The sequence below is a fragment of the Cytobacillus oceanisediminis genome (assembly GCF_003182355.1).
Lineage (GTDB): Bacteria > Bacillota > Bacilli > Bacillales > Cytobacillaceae > Cytobacillus > Cytobacillus oceanisediminis_A.
The window spans coordinates 1-15,985 of the sequence record NZ_QGTW01000008.1; the positions used below are offsets into that span (position 1 = coordinate 1).

Here is a 15,985-nt window from a genome sequence, read left to right on the forward strand (position 1 = left end):
AAATTTTAGTATAACGGGGTTTTAAGCTAGAAAAAACAAAAATCCCCGAATAGATCCACTTTTTTTAAAGTGTCTACTATTCGGGGTTCAGTTCAATTGAAGACATAAAGGATCTTTTTTTAAATGACTAAGCAAGAAGATCTCTAGAAATTTTTTGTGAGTATACATTTAAAAAACAATAATATAACGGCGGATACACGACCTTAGTAAGTCTTCGTTCGGTCAATTTCCGTTAAGTAAAATTACAAAAGCCCTCTTCAACCACAAAATGGTATGGCATGTTTTAAATTTCGCTTATGTCCTTGCCTTCTTTCATAAGCGCCATAATTAACTTGTCTTTATATTCTTTTTGTTTTTGCGGGGGAAAGTCGGCATTACTCAAATCTTCTTCACCAGGAACTTTTTTGTTTCATCATTCTGACGTCCTTGAGCTGCAAATAAGATTGCTCTTGAAACACACGGATTCCATCTGGAGCATGAAGACCATTGAACAGTCCTCTTTAGTAAATTGACCTTTGTAAATCTTGTTTGCAACAAAGTCAAGAAGTTTTTCGATTAACTCTTTTTCAGAGGCAGTAGTTTTATTTTCTTCGCTTTTATCAATTTCCTGTGTCATATCGATTGCTTCATAAACTACTGAGAATGGAATAAACACTGGAGTGATATATTTTTCAGTAACAATCTCACCCTCTTTAATTTCTTTAACAAGCTCAATCATATTTCGTTTTAAATTAACCACTAAAATTCCTCCTGTAAAAAAAAGAGAGCAGGGAGTTAATCCTGCTCTTTAATTAGCACTTTTCCGATTTTGTTTTTTGTTGTTGATAATTCTTTAATACGCTGCTCATCAACGACAACATCATCACCTTTGGGATAAATATCCCCTTTAAAGTAAATCGCATTATTATCTTTTAGATCCCTAAAATCATGGACAACAATATATTTCTTTGGTGGTTCAACCTCTAATTGTTCTACTTGTCTTTCCTCTAATTGTTCTTCTTGTTTTTGTTCTACTTGTTTTTGTTCTACTTGTTTTTCCTCTAATTGTTCTTCTTGTTTTTCCTCTACTGAGTCCTCAATTTTTTCTTTTGGGATTTCTATTTTCTTTTTAGCCATCTACATTACGCTCCTTCCGGCACTGTTCCTGGATATGGCATACCGAAGATCTTTTGGAATAGTGCATTACGATTGTTTGTTTCTCCTTTCTTGTCGTAAGCAAAGACAACAGATTTTTCATCTGAAAAACCTTCTACTTCACGGTCCATAAATTGTGCAGAGATTTCTTCATTTGAAAATTCCACTCCATCCTGTTTTGTTTGTCCTGCAATGTTGGGACGAGTAAATAATCCTTTCGGAAGACCCACATACTCCTTTGAACCATCTTCATATGTCTTTGCAAAGACTACCGCTACATATGATGGATTGTCTGTACTCCCCATAGCAGTAAGGCCTTCAACTGTTTCCAAACCCAATAGCTTTTGTTTATCTTCAATCGGGATTTTATGGAACGCTGAAGTGACTGAAATGTCACCATTCGAAACAGCCATTTCGGCGGTCCTATTGTCACCATATGCACGAACCACTTCTTGTGGCATTTCTATATTGATATTTTGTAAAAACTTTACTCTCTCGATATATGCTGCAGTAATCCCATCCCCCATTTCACCGTAGTAAAATTCATCTACTCCTGTGGATGCTCTATAAACTTTTTCTTCTGCCATGCTCATTCCACTCCTCTAAATTAAATAATCTTTTCCCCTATAACGCCGGGCATCTCAAAAGATGCCGGTATCTCTATCATAATTCATCCACACCGCCGCCATAAATGCCATAACCAAAGTGACCGCATGACTGCCTGGACTCTTTTGGCAATTTCTTTAGTTGTTTTTCGATTTTTGGTCCAAACATCCACTGGTAAAGGTATTCATCAGAAATAGGCTCATTATCTCCGTAATCGGAAGGGATGGGAGGGCTTAAAGGATCAATAACGATATATGGACCGGTCGAAACAGTTATTTCTTCAATGGATGCCCCTGTATCTTTAAAGGCCTCAAATTGACTCTTTAACTCCCTGACAAAGACTTGTGCTCCTTTTTTAAAGCCCTGTCTTTTGATTTAAATTTAGTTTTATGTAGGAATAATGGAAATTACATGCCAAGGTCCAGTTTATTTAACTCATTTTCTAGGATACTGAAGAAGTGTGATCTTCCCTCTAACCAATCGATTCATTAAGTCACACTCATGCGGTTCTCCAATTAGAAGCAGGGGCAGACTTGAAATACATCCAGGAGAGATTGGGGCATGGAAGTATTCAAATAACTGCAGATGTTTATTCGCATATTAGTAAAAAGATTGAAACTGAAAGAATGAGTAAATTCGAGGAATACTTGAAAAATGTCCTTGAATAATTTTTTTGCATTAAAATCGGGCATTTTTCGGGCAAAGCAAAAAACATAACTTTTTTAAAATTTCTGCCCCAAAACAAAAACCCCTCAACACCAATGGTGTCAAGGGGTTTACTTTTTTAGTACATGCTCAAGTACTGCTCGCGCTCCCATGGATGCACTTGCGTACGGAACATATCCCACTCGATTTCTTTTGCTTCAATGAAGTGTTCGAAGATGTGATCGCCAAGAGCAGAAACGATTACTTCGTCATTCTTCAGTTCATCAAGAGCAGCTGCCAATGTAGCTGGAAGATCTTTGATTCCTTCTTCTACGCGTTCTTGCTTGTTCATTACATAGATATTGCGGTCAACTGGTGCTGGAGGAGTCATTTTGTTCTTGATTCCATCAAGGCCAGCTTTTAATAATACAGCCATAGCAAGATATGGGTTTGCAGCAGGGTCAACACTGCGGACCTCAACACGTGTACTAATGCCGCGGGAAGCCGGGATACGGATTAGCGGTGAACGGTTTTGAGCGGACCATGCAACATAGCAAGGTGCTTCATAACCAGGAACCAAACGCTTATAAGAGTTAACAATTGGGTTTGTTACTGCTGTAAACGCAGTCGCGTGATTTACGATACCTGCGATGAATTGGCGGGCAGTTTCACTTAATTGCAAATCGCCATTTTCTTCGAAGAATGCATTTTTTCCATCCTTAAATAATGAAACGTTACAGTGCATACCTGATCCATTTACACCGAATAACGGCTTAGGCATGAATGTCGCATGCAGGCCGTGCTTGCGGGCAATTGTTTTTACAACTAGCTTGAACGTCTGGATTTGGTCACAAGCTGTTAAGGCATCAGCATATTTAAAGTCAATTTCATGCTGTCCAGGTGCAACCTCATGGTGGGAAGCTTCGATTTCAAAGCCCATTTCTTCAAGCTCAAGCACGATATCGCGGCGGCAGTTTTCACCAAGGTCAGTTGGAGCAAGGTCGAAATATCCTCCGTTATCGTTTAGCTCTAGAGTTGGCTCTCCTGCAGGATCAAGCTTAAATAAGAAGAATTCTGGTTCAGGTCCAAGATTGAAATCTGTGAAGCCCAGCTCTTCCATTTCACCTAGAATACGTTTTAAGTTGCTGCGGGGGTCGCCAAGGAATGGCGTTCCATCCGGATTATAGATATCACAGATCAAACGCGCAACTTTTCCTTTTTCCGCTGTCCAAGGGAATACCACCCATGTATCAAGGTCAGGATATAAATTCATATCTGATTCTTCAATACGTACGAAGCCTTCGATCGAAGATCCGTCAAACATCATTTTGTTATCAAGCGCTTTTTCAAGCTGGCTGATTGGAATTTCAACGTTTTTGATTGTTCCTAGAATATCCGTAAACTGTAAACGGACAAATTTTACGTTTTCTTCTTCTGCAATGCGTTTAATATCGTCTTTAGTGAACTTAGCCAATGGTATTTCCTCCCTTAAATTTACATGAGTGTTTTTTTATTTATTAATGGAAAAAGCGGTGCATGTTGCCTTGACGCAGTGATGAACGATTGAATCGGCCAGCTTGCACAATTTCTTTGCGAAGGAGTTTCCGAATTTCTTCATCAGAAAGATCGCGTCTCGCTTTATCTTCTTGCTTCTTCATATTTTCTGATATTGCCTGCTGTTCTTTTACGAAAAATAGCTGTTTGATCCCGGCCATATTGACACCCTGATCGATCAAATCTTTAATCTCTAAAAGGACATCAATATCATTTAAGGAAAAAAGTCTTCTATTTCCGTCTGTTCTAGCTGGAGAAATTAATTGGTGTTCCTCATAGTAGCGAATCTGCCTAGCGGTCAGATCGGTTAGCTGCATGACAGTACCAATTGGGAAAAGCGGCATGGAGCGTCGAATTTCACTTCCAGTCAACTATTTCTCCCCCTTTTTATTACTTCTTAAGATTATTATATGTAATGTAAGATAATCTGTCAACTAGATGTTAGCTTTTATTACATGTTTTTTTCAAAAAATTTTTGCTTTTGGTTCTTACGCTCTTTTAACCTTGTCTGTTGCTTCCCGCTACAGGCACTTGCTTTCCGCGAACGTCCGGAAGCCTCCTTTACGCTACGCGACTGCGGGGTCTCCCTTTAACTCGCTTCTTCTGCTGGACTTTTGAACAAGCATCCTTGAATAAACACTGCACGAAGGAAAAGCGAATGCATTTACGGAGGAGCTCGTACCTTCCGCTCCAATCAACAGATTGCCAAAATCAAAAATGCGCTTTAACAAACTTCAGCAAGCTTCAAACAGAAAAGGACAACTAACTAGGTAGCTGTCCTTCTTTATATTCACCTATTCTATTTCAATTAAACCTTTTTCCAGCAAACGGTTTATAGCAATGCAGACTGCCATCTTCACATGAGAATAAGTAAGTCCTCCCTGTACATACGCAGCATACGGCGGCCTGATTGGCCCGTCAGCTGTTAATTCAATGCTGGCTCCCTGGATAAATGTACCTGCAGCCATAATTACATCATTTTCATAGCCCGGCATGTATGCTGGGTAAGCTGTAACATGGGAATTGACAGGCGAGGCAAATTGGATCGCCTGGCAAAATGCCACCATTTTATCTTTATCATCAAATTGAACGGATTGAATAAGATCTGTTCTTTTGTCATTCCATTTTGGATAGGAATTCATACCAAGGCGCTCAAGCATCGCTGCTGTAAAAACCGCGCCTTTAAGTGCCTGGCCAACGACATGCGGAGCCAGGAAAAAGCCCTGGTACATTTCCTGAAGGCTATATAGGGATGCGCCGGCTTCCGCCCCGATCCCAGGAGATGTCATCCGGTATGAGCAGGCCTCGACCCATTCCTTTTTTCCGACAATATAGCCGCCCGTCTTGGCAAGGCCGCCCCCTGGGTTTTTAATAAGCGACCCTGCCATAACATCCGCGCCAACATGGCATGGCTCCTGTTCTTCTACGAACTCGCCATAACAATTGTCTACAAAGACTACGACGTCAGGCTTTATTTCTTTTACAAATCTTATCATCTCTTCGATTTGTTCAATCGTAAAAGAAGGCCTTGTTGCATACCCTTTGGAGCGCTGAATGCCAATCATTTTTGTGTTCGGTTTGATCGCTTTTTCTACTGCTTGGTAATCGATGCTTCCCTCTTCCATTAGCGGCACACTATTGTAGCCGATGCCAAATTCTTTTAATGAGCCGTTTCCTGTTCCACGTATCCCGACAATCTCTTCTAGTGTGTCGTAAGGCTTGCCAGTGATATATAGCAATTCGTCACCTGGGCGCAAAACCCCAAAAAGGGCAATAGAAATCGCATGAGTGCCAGAAATGATTTGCGGCCGTACTAAGCCTGCTTCCCCGCCGAATACTTCCGCATATATCTCTTCAAGCGTATCTCTGCCGATATCATCGTATCCATAGCCGGTCGATGGGGTAAAATGCGAATCGCTTACTTTAAAATTTTGAAAGCTGTTTAGGACACGAAATTGATTATCATCAATTCTCTGGTCAATCCCTTCCAGTACATGTGAAATTTGCTGCTCCACTTCCCTGACGATGGGCTGGAGCTTTTCCCCTTGTGATAACTGTTGAAACATGGTGATCTCCTAACTATACGGTATATTTCGTTAAAGGCCCTGATATTTGGTGATCCTCGAGGTAATAACCCTTGCAAACGTACAATTCCTTTTCTTCATGGAACGTCAATTCGCGCAAAATGGTTTCATTCTTGAGCTGGGAAAGAAGCTTCCCTTCTGTTGAAGGCACTTCGACATGGTAGTGCTTCATCATCCCCAGAATCATTTGCTCAATTTTCCGCTTTAACTCATTGCGGTCCTCTTCCTCAAAGGCACTAATTTGTATGGTTTCCGTCTTGGCCGTCGGGACAAAATCAGAATGCCTTAAATCTCTTTTATTATATACTGTCAATTGCGGTATTTTTTCATTTTCCAAATCTTCTATCAGTTTATTGACCGTCTGTTCATGCTGGAAATAATCCGGATTGGACATATCCACGACATGCAGAAGGAGATTCGCTTCCTTCACCTCTTCAAGAGTTGACCGGAAGGCGGCGATCAAAGTCGTTGGCAGGTCCTGAATAAACCCAACGGTATCTGTCACAAGCGACATAAACCCGCTAGGCAAAATCAGCTTGCGCGTCATCGGGTCAAGCGTCGCAAACAGCTGGTTCTCCTCATAGGATTCAGCTTCTGAAAGCCTGTTAAAAATGGTTGATTTTCCTGCATTCGTATAACCGACTAGTGCAATCTGGAAGGCTTTATTTTTCTTCCTTCTTTCACGGTATCTGTCCCGGTGCTGAACAATGACAGATAGCTGTGTCTTAATATCATCGATGCGCCGGCGGATATGGCGGCGGTCAGATTCCAGCTTCGTCTCACCCGGTCCTCTTGTGCCAATTCCCCCTCCAAGCCTTGAAAGCTGGATACCCTGTCCGGACAGACGGGGCAGGAGATACTGGAGCTGCGCAAGCTCGACCTGCAGCTTCCCCTCTTTGGAGCGTGCCCTTTGTGCAAAAATGTCCAAAATCAGCTGTGTGCGGTCAATGATTCTGGCATCCAGTTCAGTCGAAAGATTTCGCACTTGGCTTGGAGAAAGCTCATCATTGAAAATAATGATATCTGCTTCCATTTCCTCCTGGAGAGCAGCCAATTCCTCCACTTTCCCTTTGCCGATATATGTAGACGGATGAATCCGTTCTCTTTTTTGTGTAATGGAAGCTAATACTTTTCCATTGGCGGTTTCCGTTAAGGACTCCAATTCTTCCATTGAATACTCAAACCGCTGGTCATCTTCTTCTGTATGGCAGCCGACAAGAATAACTTTTTCGTATTCTGGCTTTTGTTCCAATCAGCATCCCTCTTTCATACATGTATTTAGAAAAGCGCAAGGCGCCCGCCAACAAGGAATGCAGACTAAAATCGCCACGTGTCCTGTGGCAACGTCTGCATGACCCGCTTCCTGCGGGCCTATAGCTTTAGACATGCGCTGGCAGAAGGCGTTATTTGCCTTTAGAAGCGAATAGCTTAAGACCTTGAGCCGATGGCGCCTGAAGCTGGACAGTCATCTAAATTCAAAATCATAACTTGATATCATTAAGAAGCCGGGAAGCCAATCGTTCCGATCAGCTGTGCTTCTGTTTCTGATTGATAACATCATATCAAAAAAATTTTGCAAATACTAATTTTTACCGCTTTTCTAAAGCCTTTCCAGGGTATCTTTGTAAAAAGCTTAAACATTAGAACAAAAGTATTGTATTTCTTTTTTTCCGTGTTAAAATCATATTGTTTGAAAAGAATTTACCTATATTAATAGGGTTTAAATAATATAGCGTGCGAAATTTTCATCAAGAGGAGAAATGGCGTATGACGTGGGAAGTTTTAAGTATGATTGGCACCATCGCCTTCGCGGTAAGCGGCGCAATTGTGGCCATGGAAGAAGAATACGATATTTTAGGTATATACATTCTCGGAATCGTCACCGCTTTCGGCGGGGGAGCTATCCGGAATTTATTAATAGGCGTACCGGTCTCTGCCCTTTGGGAACAGGGGTTATTTTTTCAAATTGCTCTTTTGTCCATCACAGCAGTAATGCTTTTCCCAAATAACCTGCTAAAACACTGGCAAAGATGGGGCAACTTCTTTGATGCAATCGGGTTATCCGCATTTGCCATTCAAGGGGCGCTGTACGCAACTCAAATGAACCATCCATTAAGCGCGGTCATCGTGGCTGCTGTCCTGACAGGAAGCGGCGGCGGAATCATTCGCGACCTGCTCGCACGAAGAAACCCGCTGGTTCTGAAATCAGAAATATATGCTGTCTGGGCCATCCTTTGCGGTGCAGCCATCGGGCTGGGAATTGCGGTTTCTTCAGCTGAGCTATACTCATTGTTTGTCATTATTACCGCATTAAGGGTTTTATCCTACACATATAAATGGAAGCTTCCGGTTAAGAGGCTTGGAACGAGATAAGGATTAGATTAAAGCATCGGTTTTGTGCACCGATGCTTTTTATTTTATTTCAGAAAGAAAGCATCGCTCCCCGTTCGTCAAAAACAGAGTCCGGATTCCAGGCTAGCTCCCATAGATTATTTTCCGGATCTGCAAAATAAGCTGTGCGACCGCCCCAAAATGCGTCACTTGGTTCACGAAGAATTTTTCCGCCGGCTTCGCGGATCAATTCTATTGTGGAATCGACTTCTTCAGGAGAATTTACGTTGATAGCGAGCGTAATATTATTGTAGGTACCTGATGAAGGCTTAATTTCAACTCCAGCATCCTTCGCCAATTCCTCGACCGGGAATAATGACAGCAGGACACCCGCTGTTTTATAGACAGCATACTGATCCGAACTGATGCTTGTTTCTTCCCAGCCCAGCTTTTGATAAAAGCTCCTTAATGCAGGCAAATTAAATGCGCCTACCGTTACTAAACTAATTCTTTGCGGAACCATATCGATACCTCCTGGATTGTTTTTTGTATGTATTCGGCTCAAGAATGGTTTTTCCTTTATTTTTAGTGAGATCTGGGTATGTACCTCAGTATTATTCGTTAAATTCATCCATTTGTTCGCAAGCTTGGCCTATTTATTCGCTAATTTTCCAGTTTTATTCGTAAATTCGGGCCAGTTACCCGCAAGTTATCACCGTTTATTCGTATAGTTCACATTTACCGCTACAAAAAAGGCCTGCTCACCATGTGAACAGGCCTTTCTCTTTCGATTATTGCTTTACATTTGCCATAATGCTGTTAGGGTCAAAACCAAGTACCCATTTGCCATTAACATTGATTTGCGGTACGCCCATTTGTCCAGTAGTTTCAACCAGCTTTTGCGCCTCTCTTTGGTCTTGCTGGACGTTTACCTCTTTGTAAGATAAACCTTGCTGATCCAGGAAGTTTTTCACCATTGTACAATAAGGACATGTGTTGGTTGTGTAAACAGTAATATCATTCATGATTAAATTCCTCCTCTAAACCGCTTCTTTTTATACCCACGATGGTATTTTAACTAAATAAAAAAACAATGTCAACACTAAATGACACTGCCTTTTTATTGATCATGGTTCCCTTATCCATCTTCTTCAAACACTAGATCATTGCTTCTGATGGTCATTAAATCGTGGCGGTCATAGCTGTTTTGCATGAGCAGGCGCATAGCCTGTGCACGTATTGATTTTTCAATTATATTTCGGATATAGCGGCCATTTGAAAAGCTGTTTGGACTTAGAGTATTTTTTACAAAATGCAAATGCTCTCTCATCTTCTTTTCAGATTCATGGCTTAACGAATATTCCCGCTCTTTTAGCATTCTCTGTCCAATTTCCATCAGCTGCTCGATTGAGTAGTCTGGGAAATCAACCACCAGCGGAAAACGGGAGTGGAGACCTGGATTTAAAGTGAGGAAATAATCCATTTCTCTGGAATACCCCGCTAAAATCAGGATGAACTCATGCTGGCGGTCCTCCATGTGTTTCACAAGTGTGTCAATCGCTTCCTTGCCAAAATCCTTTTCTCCCCCTCTGCCCAAAGAATAGGCTTCATCGATGAACAGAATACCCCCTATTGCTTTTTTTACCAGATCCCTTGTTTTTTGGGCCGTATGCCCAATATATTCGCCGACGAGATCTGCCCGCTCGGCTTCAATTAGGTGCCCTTTTGATAACACATTCATTTTTTGAAAAAGCTTTCCTATTAATCGGGCAACCGTTGTTTTCCCGGTTCCCGGATTTCCTTTAAACATCATATGGAGTGCTTGTTTTCCTGCTTTCAGGCCGGCTTCTTCCCTCTTTTTATTAACATAAATCCATGCATAAATTTCCTTGATCATTTTCTTCATCTCTTCCATTCCTACAAGAGCGCCAAGTTCTTCCTCAATTTCTTTCAGGGCTGCATGCTCAGGCGGAATGGCCTTTGGAACCACTTGAGATTCTGGAAGTTCTTTTGTGTATGTTTTTCGCTTCTGTGAATTTAGCACGATGCTGATTTGGCCGTTATTTTTCAAGCGAATCGGCTGGTCCAAAAGCTATCACCTCACATTCTTAGGCACAGTATACGCTTAGAAGTAATCGTTGTGACAAAAGCCTATATGTTTCCGCCAGATTTCGGTTTTTAAAGCTAATTAACGACAATTTCCCGCTCTCTTCAGCAACAGTTGATACGGGGATGTCGTTTCATGCGGTTTCCCGAGAAATAAGGTGAAACTTCCATCAGTGGAGGTTTTTCCCCACTGATGGAAGTCGAGGCCCGCAGGATGCGGGTCACTCAGACGTTGCCACATGGATGTGGCGTCTTTAGTCTGAGTTCTTTAATCGGGCTTTTACAGGCAGTTGATCCCCACACTTAGCATTTTCTTTGGCCTCAATCAAACACTTAATGAGGCCCGTTAACGCGGGATAAATGGAAATGAAGCTTTTGAGCCCGGACAGAGGTCCGCCTTTAAACAGCGATACATTCCCATATCTATATGTATTCAAGCTATAAGCATTTCATTAAAGGTTTTTGACTTTCACTGCAGATGGAAAAATAAAAATAGCCCGCTTCCATCGAAGCAGGCTTTCTTTTTTAAACTGGATATATTATTGCTGGTTATCCAAGTCCAGCTGAACATTGCGCTGTGGAACAAATGTAGAAATTGCATGCTTATAAACAAGCTGCTGTTTGCCTTCAGACTCAAATAAAACGGTGAAATTATCAAAGCCTTTAATTTGGCCTCTAATTTGGAATCCATTTAATAGGAATACGGTACAATTTGTATTGTCTTTGCGTAGCTGGTTAAGAACCTGATCTTGAATATTGATTGCTGATTTCATAATAATCCTCCTCTTTTATCTCTATCATTATGTATTCGATTTTATTTTCAGCTTTCCTTCAATATGAGCAGAAATTTCAGCGAATTTTTTTTCAAACTCATGAGGGTCTGCTGTATCGGACATATCAAACCATTCCACATTCATCTTGTTTCGAAACCAGGTTAGCTGCCTTTTTGCATATCTTCGTGAATTTTGCTTCAGATTTCCTATGGCATCTTCAAGGGAAACACGCCTATTGAAGTATTCATACAGCTCTTTGTACCCGATGGCCTGAATGGACTGGCAATCCTTTAATCCCTGTTCATAAAGGGATTTCACCTCTTCCAGCAGCCCTTCCTTCATCATGATGTCGACACGCAGATTAATGCGTTCATACAATTTTTCCCGATCCATGGTTAGCCCGATCAGTGCAGTGTCATAAAGAAGTTCTGGGGCCTGGTTCTCCTGATAATCCGACATCGTTTTTCCTGTACAATGATAAATTTCCAGTGCCCGGATCACCCTGCGGATATTGTTGGGATGGATTTTGCTTCCGCTTTCCGGATCAATTGCCATAAGCTCTTTATAAAGCGCTTCGTTTCCTTCCCCTTCCGCTCGTTCCTCGAGCTTCTGTCTGAACTCGTCATCTGAAGGAGCATCCGAAAATTGATAATCGTAAATGACTGACTGAATATATAACCCGGTGCCCCCTACGATCATCGGAAGTTTGCCTCTGGAAGTGATGTCAGAGATTTTTCTGCGGACCAGTTCCTGGAACTCTGCTGCAGAAAAAGGGTCTTCCGGATTTTTGATATCAATTAGATGATGTGGAATACCTTTCATTTCTTCTTTTGTAATCTTGGCGGTGCCTATATCCATGCTTTTATAAATCTGCATGGAATCGCCGCTGATAATTTCAGCATTAAACCTTTTTGCGAGGAGAATGCTTAATTTAGTTTTCCCGACTGCTGTAGGGCCAATCAGCACTACAAGCTTTTCTTTTTCACTCATCTGTTCACTGCCTTTACTGCTGTTCTATTTAATATCCTACCATAAGGAAGGAAAATTTTTCAGGTATCATCTTCCCATTCTTAATAAAAACAGAACATCTAAGCAGTATAAACAGAATTCTTTCTTCCTATTCGACATGTTTCCTAAAATTTTCATGAAAGATTACATTTTTTTAACGATTCCATAACAAACAAAGGTTGACCCCCAAATTCATGTTAATTTATTAGAAGGTTATATTGTGACTTTATAAATTGAAAATAGGTGAATAATTCATGATAAATACATCTGAAATTGGTATTGATTTAGGAACAGCAAACATCCTTGTTTATAGTAAAACAAAGGGGATTATCTTAAACGAACCTTCTGTTGTTGCAATTGACACAGAAACGAAAAAAGTGTTAGCAGTTGGTAAAGAAGCCAAAGAAATGATCGGTAAAACACCAGGACGTATTATCGCGATCCGTCCTCTTAAAGATGGGGTTATTGCTGATTATGATACAACGACAGAAATGCTTCGCCAAGTCATGAGAAAAGCATCGAAAAAAGTCGGATTTGCGATCAGAAAGCCTAACGTAGTTGTTTGTACTCCTTCTGGTTCTACCTCCGTTGAAAGAAGAGCGATTCAGGACGCGGTACGAAATGCTGGGGCAAAAAAGGTCCATCTTATTGAAGAACCGGTAGCAGCTGCAATCGGTGCAGGTATGCCGGTTGATGAGCCGGTTGCAAACGTCGTTGTAGATATTGGCGGCGGTTCTACTGAAGTAGCCATCATCTCCTTTGGCGGCGTTGTAGCTTGCCACTCCATCCGCATCGGCGGCGACAGACTCGATGATGACATCATTCAGCATGTACGCAAAGAATACAATGTTCTTATTGGCGAAAGAACAGCTGAACAAATTAAAGTGGAAATCGGCTATGCATTAATTGACCATGAAGAATTGACAATGGACGTACGCGGCCGTGACCTTGTGACCGGTTTGCCAAAAACGATCACACTGTCTTCATACGAAATTCGTGATGCAATGAAGGAAGCTCTCCTTCATATTCTGGAAGCAATTCGTGCCACTTTAGAGGACAGCCCTGCCGAACTGAGCGGTGACATTGTTGACCGAGGTGTTATCTTATCCGGCGGCGGCGCCCTTCTTAACGGCATGCAGGATTGGCTATCACAAGAAATCGTCGTGCCCGTTCACCTTGCTCCAAACCCCCTTGAATCTGTAGCGGTTGGAACAGGGGTTGCTTTAAAATATATTGATAAGCTGCATACATTGGTAAGATAATTTAAAGGAAGAGCACCCATTTTGCGAAATGAGTGCTTTTTTTATTTAGAGCACTTTTCTTTGTTAGGTATATGGAGAAACGGGATCTAATCCCAGGGGGAAGAGCCAGTGAACGGTTTAACCGTGAACCAGTCGGGTGAATAATGCCGGTGAACTGGGGATTTTGCTTCTAATCGGAACTAACTGGGTACAATAGTGCCGGTGAACTCGGGAATTGCCTTCTAATCGGGCGCTTTAGGGCCGATGAACTGGGGATTTGCCTTCTATTCGGCACTATTCGCTCAGAATAATGCCAGTGATCCTGAAAATTGGCTTCAAATCGTAATTAATCGGCGCAATAATGTCGGTGAATTTGAGGATATGCCCATTTTTGCTTTTCAAAATCATTTTATGAAGTAAATCATACCGATTAACTACTATTTGCCTATAACACTACACTCTTCGTCGGTAACCATTTGATTTTTCGTACATATGGTGATTTGTTTGCCTCATAACTCCGTTGATTAGTTTACATAATATCTTTATCGTCACCACAAAAAACGCCAAACCCATTCGGGTTCGACGTCTTCTCTACATTACCCTTTTGAACATTTTCTCCATTTCATAAGTGGAGTAATGAATAATAATCGGGCGGCCATGCGGGCATGTGAACGGATCGGATGTCCGGCGCAATTCATCCAGGAGTGCCTGAATTTCATCATTGCGCAGGTGCTGGTTCGCTTTAATAGAGGCTTTGCAGCTCATCATGATAGCTGCTTCCTCTCGCAGCTTTTTAATATCGACTCTCTTCATTGCTAAAAGCTGTTCAATCATATCCTCAATGATTTCCTGTTCCTCGCCTTTTGGCAGCCATTGGGGATGAGAGCGGACAATAAAGCTGTTATGGCCAAACGGCTCCAGGAAGACTCCGACTTTCTCAAGCTCACCTTTATGTTCATCTATTTTTATATAATCGTCAGTCGAGTATTCAAACGTCAGCGGAATAAGCATTTCCTGCAATTCGCTTTCAACCTGGCCGACTTTTTCTTTGAAGTACTCATACTTGATCCGCTCCTGGGCGGCGTGCTGATCAATAATATACAAACCTCTATCATTTTGGGCAAAGATATACGTCCCATGCATTTGTCCGATTGGATAAAGCGGCGGAACCCTGGATGGTTCCTGCTCTTTAGGAGGCTCGGCAAAAAATGAATTTAAACCTGCGGCCCCCGGCTCTTCTTGCTTGAACAGATGCTGATCTTCTATTTCTGGATTGTCAAAAACAGGCTTTTCCTCCGGCTGAGTTTCCTGAGTAGTAAGAGGGTCATGGAACACCGCATCAAGAGAAAAACTCCTCGGGCTATCCTGAACAATCTCTTCCCTCTTTTCACGAACATAAGAAGGAACAGGTTCAGGCCGCTCTTCCTTCTCCGGCAAGTGATCCAGCTCAAGAGCAGTCTGTTCCGACTTAGGCTTCATGGCCTTCGGCTGTGTAAATCCGGAAGGAATCAATTCCTGCTTTTTAAACGCTGCCTTTAAAGCGCCTGAAACCAGTTCATTCAATTCATGCTCCTTGCTGAGGCGCACTTCCATTTTGGAGGGATGGACATTGACGTCAACAAGCAGCGGATCCATTTCAATATTCAACAGCACTATGGGATAGCGTCCAATTGGCAGAAGGGTATGATAGCCTTCCTGGATCGCCTTTGCAAGCGAATAGTTTTTAATAAATCGGCCGTTAATCATAGTGGAGATATAATTGCGTGATGCTCTTGTAATCTCCGGCAATGCTGCATAGCCGCTAATTTTAAAATCAAGTGAGCTCGTTTCGATTGGAACCATCTTTTTTACGATGTTCAGCCCATAAATCGCTGCTAGCACCTGTCGGACATCGCCGTTTCCGTTCGTCTGCAGCAGTTTGCGGTCATTATGGATCAGGCGGATGGCGACCTCGGGGTGGGCAAGCGCCAGCCGGTTCACCACATCGGTTATATTGCCTAGCTCGGTGTGGATCGTCTTCATATATTTCAGGCGGGCCGGCGTGTTGAAAAATAAATCCGTCACAGTCAGGTCCGTCCCTTTTCTGCCGGGCGCTTTTTCCATCACATCGACCTTGCCGCCTTCAATTATGACGCGGGTACCTGCTTCCCCTGTGGAGGTTTTCATCTCGATCCGGGAAACGGACGCAATACTCGGCAATGCCTCGCCGCGGAATCCAAGCGTGCGGATGCGGAAAAGGTCATTTTCATCTTTTATTTTACTTGTGGCATGACGATGAAAAGCATTAAGGACATCATCTTCTTCAATTCCGTCGCCGTTATCAATGATTCGGATTTTTGCCAGCCCGGCTTCTTCCACTTCAATTTCAATTATTTTGCTTCCGGCATCAATCGAGTTCTCCATCAATTCTTTAACTACTGATGCAGGCCGCTCAACCACCTCACCGGCTGCAATTTTATTTGAAAGCGAGTCATCCAGCTGTATGATTTTCCCCATTTCGTCA

15 protein-coding genes and 1 pseudogene are annotated in these 15,985 nt (G+C 42.2%); 3 read left to right on the forward strand and 13 right to left on the reverse strand.

The window, feature by feature from the left end:
* Window positions 1-412 precede the first annotated feature (412 nt).
* From gpG to DFO73_RS15235, 3 genes are read right to left on the reverse strand one after another with little or no spacing between them, the layout of a single operon-like run.
* Window positions 413-739, reverse strand: a complete 327-nt coding sequence (gene gpG, locus DFO73_RS15225; RefSeq protein ID WP_110065591.1) for a phage tail assembly chaperone G — start codon at window positions 737-739, stop codon at window positions 413-415.
* Window positions 740-774: 35 nt separating this feature from the next.
* Window positions 775-1,116 carry a hypothetical protein gene (locus DFO73_RS15230; protein ID WP_110065592.1) on the reverse strand — a complete coding sequence of 114 codons (342 nt, stop codon included), beginning with the start codon at window positions 1,114-1,116 and terminating at the stop codon, window positions 775-777.
* Window positions 1,117-1,121: 5 nt separating this feature from the next.
* The gene (locus tag DFO73_RS15235) at window positions 1,122-1,721 is read right to left on the reverse strand and encodes a major tail protein (RefSeq protein WP_110065593.1); all 600 of its coding nucleotides are present in this window, start codon (window positions 1,719-1,721) and stop codon (window positions 1,122-1,124) included.
* Between the two features lie 391 nt (window positions 1,722-2,112).
* Between DFO73_RS15235 and DFO73_RS29645 the strand changes: the two are divergent.
* Window positions 2,113-2,408 (forward strand): annotated as a pseudogene (locus DFO73_RS29645) (tyrosine-type recombinase/integrase); the annotation flags it as partial.
* Between the two features lie 116 nt (window positions 2,409-2,524).
* On the opposite strand, the gene glnA reads toward DFO73_RS29645, so the two are convergent.
* From glnA to hflX, 4 genes are all read right to left on the reverse strand, one after another.
* Entirely contained in the window at window positions 2,525-3,859 is a 1,335-nt protein-coding gene (gene glnA / locus DFO73_RS15245) for a type I glutamate--ammonia ligase (protein WP_110065594.1), read from the reverse strand.
* A gap of 43 nt (window positions 3,860-3,902) precedes the next feature.
* On the reverse strand, window positions 3,903-4,310 hold the full coding sequence (locus DFO73_RS15250) for a MerR family transcriptional regulator (protein ID WP_110065595.1): 408 nt from the start codon (window positions 4,308-4,310) through the stop codon (window positions 3,903-3,905).
* 423 nt (window positions 4,311-4,733) lie between these two features.
* The gene (locus DFO73_RS15255) at window positions 4,734-6,005 is read right to left on the reverse strand and encodes a methionine gamma-lyase family protein (RefSeq protein ID WP_110065596.1); all 1,272 of its coding nucleotides are present in this window, start codon (window positions 6,003-6,005) and stop codon (window positions 4,734-4,736) included.
* 13 nt (window positions 6,006-6,018) lie between these two features.
* Window positions 6,019-7,275, reverse strand: coding sequence for a GTPase HflX (gene hflX / locus DFO73_RS15260; protein ID WP_110065597.1), 1,257 nt, complete (start codon window positions 7,273-7,275; stop codon window positions 6,019-6,021).
* A gap of 515 nt (window positions 7,276-7,790) precedes the next feature.
* Between hflX and DFO73_RS15265 the strand changes: the two genes are divergently transcribed.
* On the forward strand, window positions 7,791-8,396 hold the full coding sequence (locus DFO73_RS15265) for a trimeric intracellular cation channel family protein (protein WP_110065598.1): 606 nt from the start codon (window positions 7,791-7,793) through the stop codon (window positions 8,394-8,396).
* Between the two features lie 49 nt (window positions 8,397-8,445).
* Here the strand turns inward: DFO73_RS15265 and DFO73_RS15270 are convergent, their stop codons facing one another.
* The 5 genes from DFO73_RS15270 to miaA form a co-directional block, all read right to left on the reverse strand.
* Entirely contained in the window at window positions 8,446-8,877 is a 432-nt protein-coding gene (locus DFO73_RS15270; protein WP_110065599.1) for a VOC family protein, read from the reverse strand.
* A gap of 268 nt (window positions 8,878-9,145) precedes the next feature.
* Window positions 9,146-9,379 carry a glutaredoxin family protein gene (locus DFO73_RS15275; protein WP_110065600.1) on the reverse strand — a complete coding sequence of 78 codons (234 nt, stop codon included), beginning with the start codon at window positions 9,377-9,379 and terminating at the stop codon, window positions 9,146-9,148.
* 113 nt (window positions 9,380-9,492) lie between these two features.
* Window positions 9,493-10,443 carry a stage V sporulation protein K gene (gene spoVK, locus DFO73_RS15280; RefSeq protein ID WP_110065601.1) on the reverse strand — a complete coding sequence of 317 codons (951 nt, stop codon included), beginning with the start codon at window positions 10,441-10,443 and terminating at the stop codon, window positions 9,493-9,495.
* A 556-nt stretch (window positions 10,444-10,999) separates the two neighbouring features.
* On the reverse strand, window positions 11,000-11,233 hold the full coding sequence (gene hfq / locus DFO73_RS15285; protein WP_026583335.1) for an RNA chaperone Hfq: 234 nt from the start codon (window positions 11,231-11,233) through the stop codon (window positions 11,000-11,002).
* A 27-nt stretch (window positions 11,234-11,260) separates the two neighbouring features.
* Window positions 11,261-12,223: a tRNA (adenosine(37)-N6)-dimethylallyltransferase MiaA gene (gene miaA, locus DFO73_RS15290; protein ID WP_110065602.1), complete on the reverse strand. Its 963-nt coding sequence runs from the start codon at window positions 12,221-12,223 to the stop codon at window positions 11,261-11,263.
* A 272-nt stretch (window positions 12,224-12,495) separates the two neighbouring features.
* Here miaA and mreBH point away from each other — a divergent pair, with 272 nt between their 5' ends.
* Window positions 12,496-13,503, forward strand: a complete 1,008-nt coding sequence (gene mreBH / locus DFO73_RS15295) for a rod-share determining protein MreBH (RefSeq protein WP_110065603.1) — start codon at window positions 12,496-12,498, stop codon at window positions 13,501-13,503.
* Between the two features lie 570 nt (window positions 13,504-14,073).
* Here the strand turns inward: mreBH and mutL are convergent.
* The gene (mutL, locus tag DFO73_RS15300) at window positions 14,074-15,978 is read right to left on the reverse strand and encodes a DNA mismatch repair endonuclease MutL (RefSeq protein WP_110065604.1); all 1,905 of its coding nucleotides are present in this window, start codon (window positions 15,976-15,978) and stop codon (window positions 14,074-14,076) included.
* Between the last annotated feature and the right edge of the window lie 7 nt (window positions 15,979-15,985).